13 protein-coding genes and 2 pseudogenes are annotated in these 15193 nt (G+C 71.5%); 6 read left to right on the top strand and 9 right to left on the bottom strand.

Annotation, left to right across the window (positions count from 1 at the left end):
• Nucleotides 1-27: 27 nt before the first annotated feature.
• A complete protein-coding gene (locus BFF78_RS25925; RefSeq protein ID WP_069780589.1) occupies nt 28-633 on the bottom strand; it encodes a DUF2017 domain-containing protein in 606 nt (201 codons plus the stop codon).
• A gap of 42 nt (nt 634-675) precedes the next feature.
• Nucleotides 676-993: an ATP-dependent Clp protease adapter ClpS gene (gene clpS, locus BFF78_RS25920; RefSeq protein ID WP_069780588.1), complete on the bottom strand. Its 318-nt coding sequence runs from the start codon at nt 991-993 to the stop codon at nt 676-678.
• Between the two features lie 57 nt (nt 994-1050).
• On the opposite strand from clpS, the gene BFF78_RS25915 reads away from it, so the two are divergent.
• Together BFF78_RS25915 and BFF78_RS25910 are read left to right on the top strand one after the other, a co-directional pair.
• Nucleotides 1051-2397 carry a nicotinate phosphoribosyltransferase gene (locus BFF78_RS25915; RefSeq protein ID WP_069780587.1) on the top strand — a complete coding sequence of 449 codons (1347 nt, stop codon included), beginning with the start codon at nt 1051-1053 and terminating at the stop codon, nt 2395-2397.
• A 98-nt stretch (nt 2398-2495) separates the two neighbouring features.
• Nucleotides 2496-3083, top strand: a complete 588-nt coding sequence (locus BFF78_RS25910) for a nicotinamidase (RefSeq protein WP_069780586.1) — start codon at nt 2496-2498, stop codon at nt 3081-3083.
• Nucleotides 3084-3189: 106 nt separating this feature from the next.
• Here BFF78_RS25910 and BFF78_RS25905 read toward each other — a convergent pair whose 3' ends face one another.
• The 3 genes from BFF78_RS25905 to BFF78_RS25895 form a co-directional block, all read right to left on the bottom strand.
• Nucleotides 3190-3537 (bottom strand): hypothetical protein, encoded by a 348-nt coding sequence (locus BFF78_RS25905; protein ID WP_069780585.1) that lies wholly within the window; start codon nt 3535-3537, stop codon nt 3190-3192.
• Nucleotides 3538-3818: 281 nt separating this feature from the next.
• Nucleotides 3819-4136 carry a hypothetical protein gene (locus tag BFF78_RS25900; protein ID WP_069780584.1) on the bottom strand — a complete coding sequence of 106 codons (318 nt, stop codon included), beginning with the start codon at nt 4134-4136 and terminating at the stop codon, nt 3819-3821.
• Nucleotides 4137-4257: 121 nt separating this feature from the next.
• The gene (locus BFF78_RS25895) at nt 4258-6615 is read right to left on the bottom strand and encodes an immune inhibitor A domain-containing protein (protein WP_069780583.1); all 2358 of its coding nucleotides are present in this window, start codon (nt 6613-6615) and stop codon (nt 4258-4260) included.
• A 287-nt stretch (nt 6616-6902) separates the two neighbouring features.
• Here BFF78_RS25895 and BFF78_RS25890 point away from each other — a divergent pair, with 287 nt between their 5' ends.
• A complete protein-coding gene (locus BFF78_RS25890; RefSeq protein WP_069780582.1) occupies nt 6903-7148 on the top strand; it encodes a hypothetical protein in 246 nt (81 codons plus the stop codon).
• Nucleotides 7149-7222: 74 nt separating this feature from the next.
• On the opposite strand, the pseudogene BFF78_RS43640 reads toward BFF78_RS25890, so the two are convergent.
• Nucleotides 7223-7953 (bottom strand): annotated as a pseudogene (locus BFF78_RS43640) (RDD family protein).
• 72 nt (nt 7954-8025) lie between these two features.
• Nucleotides 8026-9774 carry an RDD family protein gene (locus BFF78_RS25880; RefSeq protein ID WP_069780580.1) on the bottom strand — a complete coding sequence of 583 codons (1749 nt, stop codon included), beginning with the start codon at nt 9772-9774 and terminating at the stop codon, nt 8026-8028.
• A gap of 235 nt (nt 9775-10009) precedes the next feature.
• Between BFF78_RS25880 and BFF78_RS25875 the strand changes: the two are divergent.
• Nucleotides 10010-10422 (top strand): annotated as a pseudogene (locus tag BFF78_RS25875) (SsgA family sporulation/cell division regulator).
• A 17-nt stretch (nt 10423-10439) separates the two neighbouring features.
• Here the strand turns inward: BFF78_RS25875 and BFF78_RS25870 are convergent.
• Nucleotides 10440-11855: an FAD-binding oxidoreductase gene (locus tag BFF78_RS25870; RefSeq protein WP_069780579.1), complete on the bottom strand. Its 1416-nt coding sequence runs from the start codon at nt 11853-11855 to the stop codon at nt 10440-10442.
• A gap of 92 nt (nt 11856-11947) precedes the next feature.
• Here BFF78_RS25870 and BFF78_RS25865 point away from each other — a divergent pair, with 92 nt between their 5' ends.
• Nucleotides 11948-13396: a tetratricopeptide repeat protein gene (locus BFF78_RS25865; protein WP_069780578.1), complete on the top strand. Its 1449-nt coding sequence runs from the start codon at nt 11948-11950 to the stop codon at nt 13394-13396.
• A gap of 37 nt (nt 13397-13433) precedes the next feature.
• On the opposite strand, the gene hppD is transcribed toward BFF78_RS25865, so the two are convergent.
• A complete protein-coding gene (gene hppD / locus BFF78_RS25860) occupies nt 13434-14579 on the bottom strand; it encodes a 4-hydroxyphenylpyruvate dioxygenase (protein WP_069780577.1) in 1146 nt (381 codons plus the stop codon).
• Nucleotides 14580-14701: 122 nt separating this feature from the next.
• On the opposite strand from hppD, the gene BFF78_RS25855 reads away from it, so the two are divergent.
• Nucleotides 14702-15181 (top strand): Lrp/AsnC family transcriptional regulator, encoded by a 480-nt coding sequence (locus BFF78_RS25855; protein ID WP_069780576.1) that lies wholly within the window; start codon nt 14702-14704, stop codon nt 15179-15181.
• The last annotated feature ends 12 nt before the right edge of the window (nt 15182-15193 follow it).

Below are 15193 nucleotides of genomic sequence, written 5' to 3'. Positions count from 1 at the left end.
GCTGAGCGAACGCCATGGCGGGACTGATCAGGGCATCAGGGTCGACACGAGCGTCTCCTGGAGCCCGCCGAGCCACAGATAGGCCATCACCATCGGCTTGCGCGGGTCGTCGTCCGGGAGCCGGTAGAGCAGATCGGTGTCGTCCTCGTCGCTGATCTCCAGCCGGGTGCCGATCGCGAGCCGCAGATCGTTGAGGGCGCCGAGCCACAGCTTCGAGTCCTCCGCGTCCAGCTTCAGCACCGCACCGCCCTCGTCCACCGGGGCGAGCGCGTCCAGGGCCCGGATCACCGCGAGCGCGTTCTCCCGCTTGCCGGCCCTGAGGTCGTTCTCGGTGTAGCGGCGGAACTCGGCGGAGTGGGCCAGCCGCTCCTCGGCGTCGGCGGGCGAGTCCGGGGCCTGTTCGGGGTCGCTGTAGGCGTCCGGGAAGAGCCTTCTGAGCACCGGGTCGGCGGGCGGCTCGCTCGGGCCCTCCGCGAACAGCTCGGCGAGCGGGTCCTTCGGGCTGTCGGCGCCCGGCCCGGGGCCGATGAGCTCCAGGAGCTGGACGGCCAGCGACCGGATGATGGAGATCTCGACGTCGTCGAGCGCGACGGCCGCGCCGCCGCCGGGGAGCGGTTCGAAATGTCCGGGCATGTAAATGGGTTCGCTACTTCCGGTCCTGCGGACGGGGGCGGGTCATTTCCGGTCCTGCTGGAGGGTGGCCCACAGACCGTAGCCGTGCATCGCCTGCACGTCGCGTTCCATCTCCTCGCGGCTCCCGCTGGAGACGACCGCCCGGCCCTTGTGGTGGACGTCGAGCATGAGCTTGGTGGCCTTGTCCTTCGTGTACCCGAAGTACGTCTGGAAGACGTACGTCACATAGCTCATGAGGTTGACCGGGTCGTTGTGCACGATGGTGACCCAGGGGACGTCGGGCTCGGGTACGGCGAAGACCTCCTCCGCCGACTCGGTGCGTTCGATCTCTACGGGCGCGGGTGACGTCACAGTGCCCATGCTGCCACGGCGAGGAAAAATCGTCACACTGACGAGATGGGGGTAGCATCTGTCGTCATGAACACAGCGGACCTTGGGCTGCCGGTGGATGTTCCCTCGACAGCGCTCTTCACGGACCAGTACGAGCTGACGATGCTGCAGGCCGCCCTGAAGGCGGGTACGGCCGAACGGCGGAGCGTGTTCGAGGTCTTCACCCGGCGGCTGCCGGAGGGGCGCCGCTACGGCGTGGTGGCGGGCACCGGCCGCGTCCTGGACGCGGTGGAGAACTTCCGCTTCGACCCGGGCGTCCTCGGCTTCCTGCGCGAGCGGAAGATCGTCGACGAACGGACCCTGAAGTGGCTCGCCGACTACCGCTTCGGCGGGGACATCTGGGGCTACCCCGAGGGCGAGGTCTACTTCCCCGGCTCGCCGATCGTGCGCGTCGAGGGCACCTTCGCCGAGTGCGTGCTGCTGGAGACGGTGATCCTCTCCATCCTCAACCACGACTCCGCGATCGCCGCGGCCGCCTCCCGGATGGCCTCCGCCGCCGGGGAGCGCCCGCTGATCGAGATGGGCGCGCGCCGCACGCACGAGCTGGCGGCCGTGGCCGCGGCCCGGGCGGCGTACGTCGGCGGCTTCACCACCACCTCCGACCTGGCGGCCGGCTTCCGCTACGGCATCCCGACCGTCGGCACCTCCGCACACGCCTTCACCCTGCTCCACGACCGCGAGCGGGACGCCTTCCAGGCCCAGGTCGACACCCTGGGCCGGGGCACCACGCTGCTCGTGGACACCTACGACGTCGCCGAGGCCGTCCGTACGGCGGTGGAGGTGGCCGGGCCCGAGCTGGGCGCGGTCCGCATCGACTCCGGCGACCTGCTGCTGGTGGCGCACCGGGTGCGGCAGCAGCTGGACGAGCTGGGCGCGGCGAACACCAAGATCGTGGTCACCTCCGACCTGGACGAGTACGCCATCGCCTCGCTCGCCGCCGCCCCCGTGGACGCGTACGGCGTCGGCACCCAGCTGGTGACCGGCTCCGGGCACCCGACCTGCTCGATGGTCTACAAGCTGGTCGCCCGCGCCGAGTCCGGCGACCCGAAGGCGCCGCTGGTGCCGGTCGCGAAGAAGGCCAGCGGCGGCAAGACCTCCATCGGCGGCCGCAAGTGGGCGGCGCGCCGGCTGGACGGGGACGGGGTGGCGGAGGCCGAGGTCGTGGGCACCGGCGCGGTGCCGTCCGAGCTGGCCGACCGCCAGCTGCTGGTCGAGCTGGTCAAGGGCGGTGACGTGATCGCCCGCGAACCGCTGGACGTGCCCCGGGACCGCCATATCGCCGCCCGCGCCAATCTCCCGCTGTCCGCCACCCAGCTCTCGCGGGGGGAACCCGTCCTTCCGACGGAGTACGTCCACGGGCGCTCGGGCAGCTAGGGCGGGACCCGCGCGCCTCCTCCCCGAACGCCCCCTCCCGCACCGGGCCGTAAGTCCGTAGGCTCAGATACTTAATCCTCACCCGAAGGACACCCACCATGCGCCGCGCCTTGATCGTCGTAGATGTGCAGAACGACTTCTGCGAGGGGGGCAGCCTCGCGGTGGCCGGGGGTGCGGACGTGGCCGCCGCCGTCACGGAGCTGATCGGCCAGGCGGGGGGCGCCGGATACCGCCATGTGGTGGCCACCCGGGACCACCACATCGCACCCGGTGGCCACTTCGCCGACAACCCCGACTTCGTCCACTCCTGGCCCGCGCACTGTGTCGCGGGCACGGAGGGCGTCGGCTTCCATCCGAACTTCGCCCCGGCCGTCGCCTCCGGTGCCGTCGACGCGGTCTTCTCCAAGGGCGAGTACTCGGCGGCGTACAGCGGCTTCGAGGGCACCGACGAGAACGGCACCCCCCTGGCCGACTGGCTCCGGGCCCGCCACATCGACGAGGTCGACGTGGTCGGCATAGCCACGGACCACTGCGTACGCGCCACCGCCCTGGACGCCGTCCGCGAGGGGTTCCGTACCCAGGTCCTGCTGGACCTGACGGCCGGGGTCGCCGAGGAGACCACCGACCGGGCGCTGGAGGAGCTGCGGGAGGCGGGCGTGGAGCTGACGGGGAAGCCGGTCGTCTGACGGGCCTGCCGGAGCGGCGAGCCGAAGACGTGCCGCCAGTCGCCGATCGCCTGTGTGATCTGTGACGACGCGGACGAAAGGTCCGGATCGGCCTGGACGGCGGCGCTCAGCACGTCGACCGCCTCCGCGGGCCGAGCAGGTCCTCGCGCAGGCCCCGCAGGAAGTTCTCACAGTGCCCGGCAGGCCGTACGGCGGTCCCCGGCGGCTCGGAGGCGATGCCGTAGCCGTCCCGCCACCGCCGGAGCGTCCGCCGCCGCTCGCGCACCCGGTCCAGCCCCCGGTAGCGCGCGCCTGGGCCGACAGCCGCCGCCAGGGGCCGCACGGCGTCCGCGTGGGCCTCGGTCTCCCGCGCGAGGAACCGGACGAGCCCCGCCACCACCTCGGCGCACAGCCGGCGGCGCCTGCTGCGGGCCGGGCAGCTCCAGCGCGGGCGGGAGGGCGGCTCGACCGTCACGACACGGAGGGGCTCCCTGCCGGATTCCGCCGGTTCGACCGCCGGCGGCGGGGCTGAAACGCGGGGTCTTCCTCGGGCCGCTCCCGCTGCCCGGCCCGCCACTGTTCGGCCTCGGCCCGGCCACGGGCCCGCTCGGCATGGACACGGGCCCGCTCCCTGCGTGCCGCCCGCCCGGCCCGCACCCTCCGCTTCCGGCGCGGACCTGCCCCGGGGCAACCGCCCGCCCGCGATCAAGCCGCCCCATACGTACAAGGTCGCGGCCCACCTACGGGGCGTGCTGGCTAAACCACCGCTGACCTGCGAAGGAGTGCCCGAATCGGGTGCCACAGCTCATTCACGATGACACCGTTGTCGCCCGGCGCGGTCCGCCATATCAGCCCATCCGGATGGTGCAGCACCGCCGTGACCTCGTCCGGCGTCGGAGGCGCGGCATTCCCCCGGAGGTAGATCGCGCGCAACCCCAGGTTGCGCAGCCTGGTCAGGGCCCGGGCCCGGTTCTGGGCGTGCACCAGAACCCGCACCCCGGCCGAGCCGTAGGGCAGGTTCAGCGCCACCACGACCGTGCCGTTCGGCAGCTTGCAGAAGCCTCCAGCGGCCATGCGGTCACATCCCCGTTTCGGTCGGTGTCAATAAGCGGTCCACAGGACGCACCTAAACACGATCGGCGGCAACCCGCCAAGAGGTTGCCGCCGATACGCGTCTGACCTGCGAAAATGCCGACTACTTCACCGCAGGGCCGACCTTGAGCAAGATCATCGAGCCGTCCTTGGCCTCCTTGACGATCGCGATCTTGGTGTTGGTGTCAGTGACCTGCACGCCCCCGGCGGGGTTCGACGGGTCGTAGTAGGTGCTGGTGTGGTCGTTGAAGACCGGCACCCCCTTCGACGCCGCGATCACCGTCGCCACGTCCGCCTTGTGCAGCGTGACGCCGTCCGTGCCGTAGAGGCTGAACGGGGAGTCGTAGGCCTGCATACGGTTGCGCATCAGCGTGCCGTCGGACCACTTCAGCGCCGTCGGGTGGGAGTCGATCGGCAGGATCAGGCCCGAACCCGGATGGCCGTTGGTGGTGTTGGTGTTGTCGTCCGCCTGGGAGGTGTCCCACTTCCAGATCAACAGGCCGTTCTGGTACGGGTAGTGCTCCACCCAGGTGGGCCGCTGGGCGGAACCGAAGTTGTACGGGCCGGTCTTGAGGGTCCTGTCGTACGACACGTACTGCCGGTTCTCGGCGATGTAGTACTGCTTGTAGTCCTTGGTGAAGGACGCGCCGATCCGGGAGAAGCCCGCGGCGGTCCAACCGGCGTCCTGCGTCTCGGCGTTGTCCGAGAAGAGCGGCGTGCCGTCGGCGGTCACGGTGATCTCGTCGGCCGTGAAGCCGTTCTCCGCGACCCCGCTGTCGGTGGCGTAGCGGAAGCGCAGGTCGATCTTCTTGCCCGCGTAGGCGTCGAGCGAGTACGACAGTTTCTTGTGCGTCTGCGAGAAGCCGGTCAGGGCCGGCTTGCCGCCGGCGTCCCGCGGAATGGCCTGGCCGTCCGCCGTGCCGTCCAGCGCGGTCCAGTTGGCGCCGCCGTCGGTCGACGCCTCGGTGTAGACGAAGTCGTAGCCGTCCTCGGCAGCCCACCAGCCGTCCAGGTCCAGCTTCGCCGAGGACTTGCCGGTGAGGTCCACGGACCGGGTCAGCGTGTTCTTCAGGTCGTTGCCGCTGCCGCTCCACCACTGGGTCTTGCCCTCGGCGGGCCGGGTGATCGTGGTGGTAACCGCCTTGTCCGGCAGGTTGACCACGAGTGCCTGCTTGTCCCAGGTGTTGTACTCGGCGACGCCCAGCTTGTGCGTGGACTGCGTACCGGCCTTGGCGGTGTCGTAGTTCAGCCAGCCGAGCTGCAGCTTGTCCCAGGCGTTCATGTCGCCCGGCAGGTTACCGATGGACTCGCGGCCGGTGCCGAGCCAGGAGCCGGAGGACATCAGGGTCCAGAAACCGGTGGAGTTGTCGCCGCCGGCGGTGTCGTACTCGTCCGGCAGGCCGAGGTCGTGGCCGTACTCGTGGGCGAAGACGCCGAGGCCGCCGTTCTCCGGCTGGATGGTGTAGTCGCCGACCCAGATGCCGGTGTCGCCGACCTGGGCGCCGCCGAGCTTGTTGTACTCGGGGCCGGTGGAGCCCTTGTCGGTGCCGAAGGCGTACCAGCGGTGGGCCCAGATCGCGTCCTTGCCCTGGGCGCCGCCGCCCGCGGACTCGTCCTCACCGGCGTGCACGATCTGGAAGTGGTCGATGTAACCGTCGGGCTCGTTGAAGTTGCCGTCGTGGTCGTAGTCGTAGCGGTCCCACTGGTCGTACTGGGCGAGGTCCTTCTTGATGTCGGCGTCGGTCCGGCCGGCCGCCTTCTGCTGGGCGACCCAGGCGTTCAGGCCGTCGCTGACCACGTTCCACACGCTCGGGCAGTTGGTCTGGCCGCAGGCGTTGTTGCCGTAACGGGCCTCGTTGTAGGGGACCTTGACCCAGTCCGTGACCTCGCCGTTCACCGAGTAGCGGCCCGAGGACTGCTTCTCGTAGTACTTCTTCAGCGACTCGGTCTTGTTGCCGGTGCCGAAGTAGAGGTCCTGGTAGTGCTTCTGGTTGTAGTCCTTACGCCAGGCCGTGGAGTTGTCGTTCTTGCGGTCCGGCGCGGCGATGGTGTTGTGCAGCGGGCCGGGCGTGCCGCCGAACTTGGGGTCGGTCTTGTCCCCGAACTCCACCAGGATCGTGAAGATCTTGTCGGTCTTCTCCCGGCTCAGCTCGACGTACTTGCCCTTGCCTTTACGGCTCTTGAGCTGGACCACCCTGGAGCCGTCACGCTCCTGCGCCTTGGCCTTCCCCGATATGAGCTGGTTCAGCGCCTCTTGGCGCTGGGCCCGCTGGGTCTTGCTGAGCGGGCCGTCCAGGTCGTGTGCCCGCTGGTTCACCGGGGCCGGGTCGTGCCGGTCGACGGCAGCCGACCGGGCCTGGGTGCTCGCCTCCGCGACGGCGAACGTGGCGAACGTGGCGGAGGCCGCGGCGAGCGTCACGCCGATCGCGGCCGCTCTGAACGTCCAGGATCTGCTGGTCACTTGAGTTCCCCTCTTGCGCTGCACGCAGGTGTGCATGGTCGTGCGCGTGTTTCAAGTGACGTAATTTGACTAGACGTTTAGCAGAAAAGACAGACCTTGACTCGGCCACTTCCTGTGCACTATGCGGATCTGACGTCCGCTTTACGGATACCGTGCTTCCTGTGCGCCCCCCGTGCACCTGTACCGTGGGTTAGGTCACGCTTACCGGGCGCCTCGTTCGGGCATGCACGCGAAGAGAGTCGAACGGCACCGCCCATCCCCCGAAGACTTCCGAGGACACGATCGCCATGCCTCGTCCGACTGCCGCACAGCTCGTTTACGGTTCCTGCACCGTGATCTTCTCGACGCTCGCCATGCTGCTGCTGTCCCAGACGGGTTCGGGCCTCGGGATAACCGTCATCGCCCTCTCCGCACTGGCCCTGGGCCTGCTCGTGGCGATGACGGTGCCGCTGCCGAAGGCCCCCGCGACCGAGGCACCGGCCGAATCCGCCGAGCCCGCACCCCAGGGGCAGCCGGTGTCCACGGCGCTGTGAACCGTGCGCACAGGACAGCGGCGGGTCCGTGACCTCTCACGGACCCGCCGCTGTCCTGTGTGCGCCGGTTTCGCTCAACGGGTGCTGACCACCACCGTTTTGGCCGCCTTGTCGTGCAGGCCCTGTTTGTAGGGCCGGTCGAAGTAGCTCCAACCACCGCAGATCGCCGTCCAGATGCAGGCACAGCAGAAGGCGAACGGCACCCACAGCACGAAGGCACGGATCAGGTTGGTCTGTACGGAGGGCGTGGCGCCGTTGTCCAGGTTCGCCACCCGCATGTCGAGCCACTTCTTGCCGAGGGTCTGGCCGTACTTGGTCATCATGAAGGTGTCGTACGCGATGTACAGCACGGCCGCGATGAAGGACTGCCCCACGGACTTGCCGACCTCGACGTGGTTGCCGTTGACCTGGTACTCGCGCACGCCGAAAGCCCAGGTGAGCAGCCAGACGACGATACCGACGAGGATCATGTCGACGATCCGCGCGAACGTCCGCCTGACACTGTCGGCGAGCGGGGGCATACCGGCCAGCGGGTCACTCGGGTAGCCGCCGGGACCCGCGCCATAAGGGCCGCCGCCGTAGGGTCCGCCGCCATAGGGCGGGGGCTCACCTCCGCCGTACGGGGGTGGCTGACCGCCGCCGGGGGGCTGTTGCGGGCCCCCGCCGCCGGGCGGTGGGGGCTGCTGGGCGCCGCCGTACGGGGTGTCGTACGGCGAGCCCGACCCCTGGTCCGACGGGGGCCGCTTCCTGAACGGGTCGTCCTCGGGGGCTGCTCTCCGGAGCCGGGGGGCGGTTCGCTGCTCATGGCCCGAGTGGACCGCGAACACCCCGGCTCCGCATCCGGCGGACGGCCGTACGGAGTACCGGGGCCGTCCGGTCAGCCCGCGACGAAGGTGTGCGCCGCCTTGTCGTGCCAGCACTGGTGCCAGGGCCGGTCGAACAGGCACCACAGCACGCCCAGCACACCGATGCCGAGCAGGCCGGGCACGCTGTAGACCAGCCAGCGGCGCAGCGCCGGGCCGAAGCCCGGGGGCTCGTGCCCCTCGATGTCCCGCACCTGAAGACCCAGCAGCTTCTTGCCGAGGGTGCGGCCCCATCTGGCGGTCGGCAGCGCCTCGTACACGGCGCCGAAGACCAGCAGGACGGCGAGCACGATGCCGAGGCTGGTGGCGGTCGTGCCGTCGAGCAGCCAGACGGTGACCTCACGGCCGGACAGCCTGGCCGCGTCGATCTTCTGCTGGACGTGGTCGGCGGCCCGGGTGCCGAGCGGTACGGCCGCGGCGGCCACCACCGCGCCCATGACCAGGGTGTCGATCAGCCGGGCGGCGAGCCGCTTGCCCAGTGCGGCGGGGCGGGCGGCGGACTGGCGGCGCGCGGCCGCCTGGAACACGTCCTCCACCGGCGGCTTCCACGGCGCCACGGGCTGCTCGTCGGCGCCACCGGCCAGCTGGTGCACCTGCTGCGCCCAGGACGCCTGCCCGCCGCCGGGCCCGCTGGTCACCGGGGTGACCGGCGGACCGCTCTGCGCCGGCACGGAGGGCGCCACGGCCGCCTGGGCACCCTGGGCCTGCGGTGCCTGCGCGGCGGCGCGAGCGGCGGCGGCCTTCCCGGCCCCGAAGCCGGGGCCCGGCGCCGGGGAAGAGGGGGTCGAGGAGGACGGGGTGGCGTGCGGGGCGGGCGCGCCGACGGGGCCCTGCGGACCGAAGCCACCGGGCGACCCGGCGGCACCGGCCGCACCCGCGTCGTGACCGGCCGCGCCCCCACCGGACGCCGGGGCACCGAAGCCCGGACCCTGCGCACCGAAACCGGCACCGGCGCCGGAGACCGGGGGCCCGAAGCCGCCGGACGCCGTGGACGAACCGCCCGCACCCGCGTCCTGGCCGCCCGCACCCGTCGCGGGCGCACCGAAACCGGGGCCCTGGGCCGCGCCGTGCGGTCCGAAACCGGAGTCCGCCCCGGCTTCCGCGTCAAAGGCCTGCGGGCCGGGCGCGGGCTGCGTGCCCGGCCGGACCTGGCCCGGTACCGGGCGGAACGTCATCGTGCCCTCGTCCTTGACGGCCGCGGGCCCCGGAACCGGCCGGCGGAAGATGAAGGTGCCGCCGGGATCCGGGTCGTCGCCCTCCCCCGGCCCGCCGTCGGTGCGGCCGCTCTGGCCGGCCGGCCGGGCCGGGCCCTCCGCGGGCACCCGCGGGTCGGCGCCCCAGGCGGTCCGCTCGGCGCCACCGGCACCCGGCTGCCCGGCCCCGTGACCACCGAGCCCGGCACCGGACCGACCGGCGCCCTGACCGGCGGCGCCCCGCCCCGCGCCCGGGTCGCCGTACCCGGCACGGCCCGCACCGCTCCGGTCGTCGGCCGGCCAGGTACCGGCCCCGTCCTGCCCGGCGGGTGCCGGCGCCGGGTCCTCGTCGAAGAAGTGCGGGCCCGTCTCCTCCACCGCCGGAGGCGGGGTCGCGGGACGGACGCCGGGCGGCGGGGCGAGCGATTCGCCGTCCTTCGGCGCCGGGCGGCTGGTGCCGGGCACCCAGGAGGCGCCGTTCCAGTACCGGACGTATCCGGGGATGGACGGGTCCGGGTAGTAGCCCTCGCGGGGCCTGTCGTCACCTGGGGCCGGGGTTGGGGCGCTCATGTCCGTCGTCCCGTATCTGCTCGGGGGTGGGATGGGAGCCTCCACATCTATCAGACCGGGGCACCCCGCAGCGCCAGTCCCGCAGGACCCACCCCTTTCCGGGCAACACCGCATCCGGCTCTCACAGGTCCGCGAAAAAAAATTCCCCGAACCCGCGTAATGGTCCGGCCCCGGCCCGCTCTCCCCCGGTGCGGGCCCGGTCCGAGCGGCCCGGACAGTGCAGAAAGGCAACGTCATGCATCACACCGTGGTGGAGCGGGAGCTGGAGTTGCGGCTCATCCTGTCGCCGGAGCGGGACATCCCGGTGCCGGCCCGGCTGACCTACCGCAGCGACGATCCGTACGCCGTCCACATCACCTTCCACATCAACTCCGACTTCCCCGTCAACTGGACGTTCGCCCGCGAGCTGCTGGTGGAGGGGGTGTTCCGGCCGTGCGGGCACGGGGACGTGCGGGTGTGGTCGGCCAAGGCGGACGGGCGCAGTGTCGTACTGATGGCGCTCAGCTCGCCGGACGGCGACGCGCTGCTGGAGGCGCCGGTCCCGCAGGTGTCGGCCTGGCTGGAGCGGACCCTGCGGGCGGTCCCCCGGGGACCGAGGGCGGGCAGCTGGGCATCGACGACGCCCTCGACCAGCTGCTCGCCCGGTGAGTGGCCGTACCGGGGGCTCAGAGGACCTTGCCGGGGTTGAGGATGCCCAGCGGGTCGAAGGCCTGCTTCACGGCACGCTGCATCTCGACCCCGACCGGGCCGATCTCCCGGGCCAGCCACTCCTTCTTCAGTACGCCGACGCCGTGTTCGCCGGTGATGGTGCCGCCGAGCTGAAGGCCGAGGGCCATGATCTCGTCGAAGGACTCGCGGGCCCGCCGGGACTCGTCCGCGTCCGCCGCGTCGAAGCAGACCGTGGGGTGCGTGTTGCCGTCGCCGGCGTGTGCGCAGACGCCGATGGTCAGCTGGTACTTCTCGGCGATCCGCTCGACGCCCTCCAGCATCGCGCCGAGCTTCGAGCGGGGCACGCACACGTCGTCGATCATCGTCGTGCCCTTGACCGCCTCCAGCGCGGTCAGCGAGAGCCGCCGGGCCTTCAGCAGCATCTCGGACTCGGCCGCGTCCTCGGCCGGGACGACCTCGGTGGCGCCGGCGGCCTCGCACAGGGCGCCGACCGCGGCGAGGTCGGCGGCCGGGTCCGGGGTGTCGAAGGCGGCCAGCAGCAGCGCCTCGGTGGTCTCCGGCAGGCCCATGTGGGCGAGGTCGTTGACCGCCTTGACGGTCGTACGGTCCATCAGTTCGAGGAGGGAGGGGACGTGACCGCCCTCCATGATCCGGCAGACGGCGTCGCAGGCGGCCGCCGCGGAGGGGAACTCGGCGGCCAGCACCAGCTGCTGCGGCGGCTTGGGCCTGAGGGCGAGGACCGCGCGGACGACGATGCCGAGCGAGCCCTCGGAACCGACGAACAGGCGGGTGAGGTCGTACCCGGCGACGCCCTTGGCGGTGCGGCGGCCGGTGGACATCAGGCGGCCGTCGGCGAGGACGACGTCCAGGCCGAGGACGTACTCGGCGGTCACGCCGTACTTGACGCAGCACAGGCCGCCGGAGCCCGTGCCGATGTTGCCGCCGATGGTGCACATCTCCCAGCTGGAGGGGTCCGGCGGGTAGTACAGGCCGTGTTCTGCGACCGCGTGGGAGAGGGTCGCGTTGATCACGCCCGGTTCGACCACGGCGATCCGGTCGACGGGGCTGATCTCCAGGATGCGGTCCATCTTGGTGAGGGACAGCACGATGCAGCCGTCGGTGGCGTTGGCGCCGCCGGACAGGCCGCTGCGGGCGCCCTGCGGGACCACGGGCACGCGCAGCTCGGTGGCGACGCGCATGACGTGCTGGACCTCTTCGACGGTGCGCGGGAGTACGACGACGGCGGGGGCTCCGGCCGGGCAGAAGCTCGCCATGTCGTTGGCGTAGGCGGCGGTGACGTCGGGGTCGGTCAGGACGGCCTCGGCGGCAAGACCGGCCAGGAGCCGGTCGGCGAGGTCGCTCGTCGCCACAGCGTCTTCGGAGCGGGGCGCTTCGATGCGGCTCATGATCATAGGTTCGCACTCACGGCCATCGGTGTGAACCCCGGACACCCGGTGCTTGGTCCGCCCGGAGGTGCTTGTCGTATTGCCGCACAGTGAGCGCCATGGGCAACCGGGTGAGTGCGTCGGGTACGTCCCTGCCGGGCGGGTTTCCACCGCCGCGCCGCAGGCGGCGGTGGCTGCGCCGGGTGCTGGTGACCGCGCTGGTGGGCGGTGTCGTGGCGGGCGGGGTGCTGAGGCTGCTGCCCGGGGAACGGCCGCACCCAGCCGCCCGGCCGCCCGCCTCCGGTCCACAGGCCCAGGTGCCGACGGCGGTGGTCTCGGGGCTGCCGGCCGCGCTGGGGCAGCTGGCGGCGTTCATCGGGCAGGAGGAGCGGCGGGTGCGGGCGCATCCCCGGGATGCCCGGGCGTGGGCGGTCCTGGGCAGGGCGTATGTGGAGCGGGGGCGCCGGACGGCCGGTCCGGCGGACTATCCGCGGGCCGAACAGGCGCTGCAGACCTCCTTGTCGGTGGCGCAGAACACCGAGGCGTACGACGGCCTGACCGCGCTGGCCCTGGCCCGCCAGGACTTTCCGGCGGCGAAGTGGTACGGCGAGCGGGCGCTGAAGGCGGCGCCGAAGCGGTGGACGGCGTATCCGCCGCTGATCGACGCCTACACCGGGCTCGGCGACTACAAGGCGGCCCGGGCCTGTCTGGACAAGCTGCTTCAGCTGCGCCCCGGCGCGGCGGCACGGCCCGCGGTGATGGCGCGGGCCTCGGCGGTGTACCGGGACCGGGGCTGGCGCGAGGACGCGGTGGCCCAGCTGACCGACGCGGCGGCCGCCGCCGGCACCCCGGCCGAGCAGGCCGACTGTCTCACCGGTCTCGGCCAACTGGCCTGGGAACGCGGGGACCTTGAGGACGCGCTGCGGCACTTCGACGCGGCCGCCCGCCTCGACCCCGACCAGCCCGCGGCGCAGTCCGGGCAGGGCCGGGTGCTGGCAGCGCTGGGCGGTACGACCCAGGCGTACGCCGCGTACGGGGCGGCGCTGGCCCGGCACCCGAGCCCGCAGGACGCCTACGAACTGGGCGAGCTGTACGAGGCCCAGGGCATGACCGCGCCGGCCCGGGCGCAGTACGCGCAGATGATGGCGCTGGTCCGGCGGGAGGTGGCGGCCGGGGTCGACGAGGACCTGCTGACCGGCCGGTTCGAGGCAGACCACGGGGACCCTGAGGAGGCCGTACGGCGGCTGCGCGCGGAGTGGCAGCGCCAGCCGGGCACCGAGGTGGCCGACGCACTCGGCTGGGCACTGCACCGCGCGGGTGCCGACAAGGAGGCACTCGCCTACGCCACGGCGGCCACGGACACCTCCAGGGGCGGGGTGCGCAGCGCGCCGTACTCCTTCCACCGGGGCCTGATCGAACGAGAGCTGGACCTGTGGGCCCCGGCCCGCCGCCATCTTCAGGAGGCCCTGCGGATCAATCCGTACTTCTCGCCGCTGTGGGTTCCGGTGGCACGGGCGGCGCTGGCGGCGCTGGGTGCGCAGCCAGCGGATGCGGGCGTGCCGCAGTGAGGAACCGGAGCGGAGGCGCCGGAGGGCGCAGCTGCGCCTACAGGTTGCCCCGCTTGGCCTGCTCCCGTTCGATCGCCTCGAAGAGGGCCTTGAAGTTGCCCTTGCCGAAGCCCATCGAGCCGTGGCGTTCGATGAGCTCGAAGAAGACCGTCGGGCGGTCCTGGATCGGCTTGGTGAAGATCTGCAGGAGGTAGCCGTCCTCGTCGCGGTCGGCGAGGATCTTCAGCTCGCGCAGGGTCTCGATCGGCACGCGGGTGTCGCCGACCCACTCGCCGAGGGTGTCGTAGTAGGAGTCGGGGGTGTTGAGGAACTCGACGCCGGCCGCGCGCATGGTGCGGACGGTCTGCACGATGTCGTTGGTGTTCAGCGCGATGTGCTGGACGCCGGCGCCGCCGTAGAACTCCAGGTACTCGTCGATCTGGGACTTCTTCTTGGCGATCGCGGGCTCGTTGATCGGGAACTTGACCTTCAGGGTGCCGTCCGCGACGACCTTCGACATCAGCGCGCTGTACTCGGTGGCGATGTCGTCGCCCACGAACTCCTTCATGTTCGTGAAGCCCATGACCTTGTTGTAGAAGGCCACCCACTCGTCCATCTTGCCGAGCTCGACGTTGCCGACGCAGTGGTCGATGGCCTGGAAGGTGCGCTGGGCGGGCGGCTCGACCATCGGCTGGGCGGCGACGAAACCGGGCAGGTAGGGGCCGTCGTAGCCGGAGCGGTCGACCAGGGTGTGGCGGGTCTCGCCGTAGGTGGCGATCGCGGCGAGGACGACGGTGCCGTGCTCGTCCTTCACCTCGTACGGCTCGGTGACCGAGCGGGCGCCGTGCTGAACCGCGTAGGCGTGGGCGGCGCGGGCGTCCGGGACCTCGATGGCCAGGTCGACGACGCCGTCGCCGTGCTCGGCCACGTGCCGCGCGAGGAAGGTGCCCCAGGCGCTGCTCGGCTTGATCACCGAGGTGAACACGAACCGGGCGGAGCCGTTCTCGAGCACATAACTGGCGGTCTCGCGGCTGCCGTTCTCCGGTCCGGAGTACGCGACCAGCTTCATGCCGAAGGCGGTGGAGTAGTAGTGCGCGGCCTGCTTGGCGTTGCCCACGGCGAAGACGACCGCGTCCATTCCCTTGACCGGGAAGGGGTCGGCCTGCCGTGCGGTGTCGGGAGTGTGATGAGTGGTCTGCGTCATAGCGGCAGGGTGGACCCGCTCTGCAAGGTGCGCAATAGTTTCCGTATTCACTGGGCAATCTGCTCAGTGGTACGACCGTATCGACGGTCTTTCTGTGCAGGATGACCATCCCTGGGGGTGCCGTGGCGATCGATCATCTGGACGGGCGGATCATCGTGCTCCTCGCCCGTGAGCCACGCATCGGCGTGCTGGAGATGTCCCGGCGGCTGGGGGTCGCCCGGGGCACGGTGCAGGCACGCCTGGACCGGCTTCAGTCGAATGGAGTGATCCGCGGATTCGGTCCGCAGGTGGATCCGGCGGCCCTCGGATATCCGGTGACGGCCTTTGCGACGCTGCAGATCCGGCAGGGCCAAGGGCCCGACGTACGGGCGCACTTGGCGACCGTGCCGGAGGTCCTGGAGCTGCTGACCACCACCGGCAGCGGGGACATGCTGTGCCGTCTGGTGGCCCGCTCGAACGCCGATCTTCAGCGGGTGATCGACCGGGTCGTCGGTTTTGATGGCATCGTCCGGGCCTCCACGGCGATCGTCATGGAGAACCCCGTTCCGCTGCGGATCATCCCCCTGGTGGAACAGGCCGCCCGGGAGGCGAACGGGACGTAGGCCGATCGGGGG

Origin of the sequence: Streptomyces fodineus (genome assembly GCF_001735805.1) — a bacterium.
Taxonomy (GTDB): Bacteria; Actinomycetota; Actinomycetes; order Streptomycetales; family Streptomycetaceae; genus Streptomyces; species Streptomyces fodineus.
Note: the sequence above shows the minus strand (reverse complement) of the source record. Positions and strands in the feature narration are given on the sequence as shown.

Coding starts and splice junctions, on each gene's coding strand:
- BFF78_RS25925 (WP_069780589.1), bottom strand. CDS start 633: ATGCCCGGACATTTCGAACCGCTCCCCGGCGGCGGCGCGGCCGTCGCG.
- clpS (WP_069780588.1), bottom strand. CDS start 993: ATGGGCACTGTGACGTCACCCGCGCCCGTAGAGATCGAACGCACCGAG.
- BFF78_RS25915 (WP_069780587.1), top strand. CDS start 1,051: ATGAACACAGCGGACCTTGGGCTGCCGGTGGATGTTCCCTCGACAGCG.
- BFF78_RS25910 (WP_069780586.1), top strand. CDS start 2,496: ATGCGCCGCGCCTTGATCGTCGTAGATGTGCAGAACGACTTCTGCGAG.
- BFF78_RS25900 (WP_069780584.1), bottom strand. CDS start 4,136: ATGGCCGCTGGAGGCTTCTGCAAGCTGCCGAACGGCACGGTCGTGGTG.
- BFF78_RS25890 (WP_069780582.1), top strand. CDS start 6,903: ATGCCTCGTCCGACTGCCGCACAGCTCGTTTACGGTTCCTGCACCGTG.
- BFF78_RS25880 (WP_069780580.1), bottom strand. CDS start 9,774: ATGAGCGCCCCAACCCCGGCCCCAGGTGACGACAGGCCCCGCGAGGGC.
- BFF78_RS25870 (WP_069780579.1), bottom strand. CDS start 11,855: ATGATCATGAGCCGCATCGAAGCGCCCCGCTCCGAAGACGCTGTGGCG.
- BFF78_RS25865 (WP_069780578.1), top strand. CDS start 11,948: ATGGGCAACCGGGTGAGTGCGTCGGGTACGTCCCTGCCGGGCGGGTTT.
- hppD (WP_069780577.1), bottom strand. CDS start 14,579: ATGACGCAGACCACTCATCACACTCCCGACACCGCACGGCAGGCCGAC.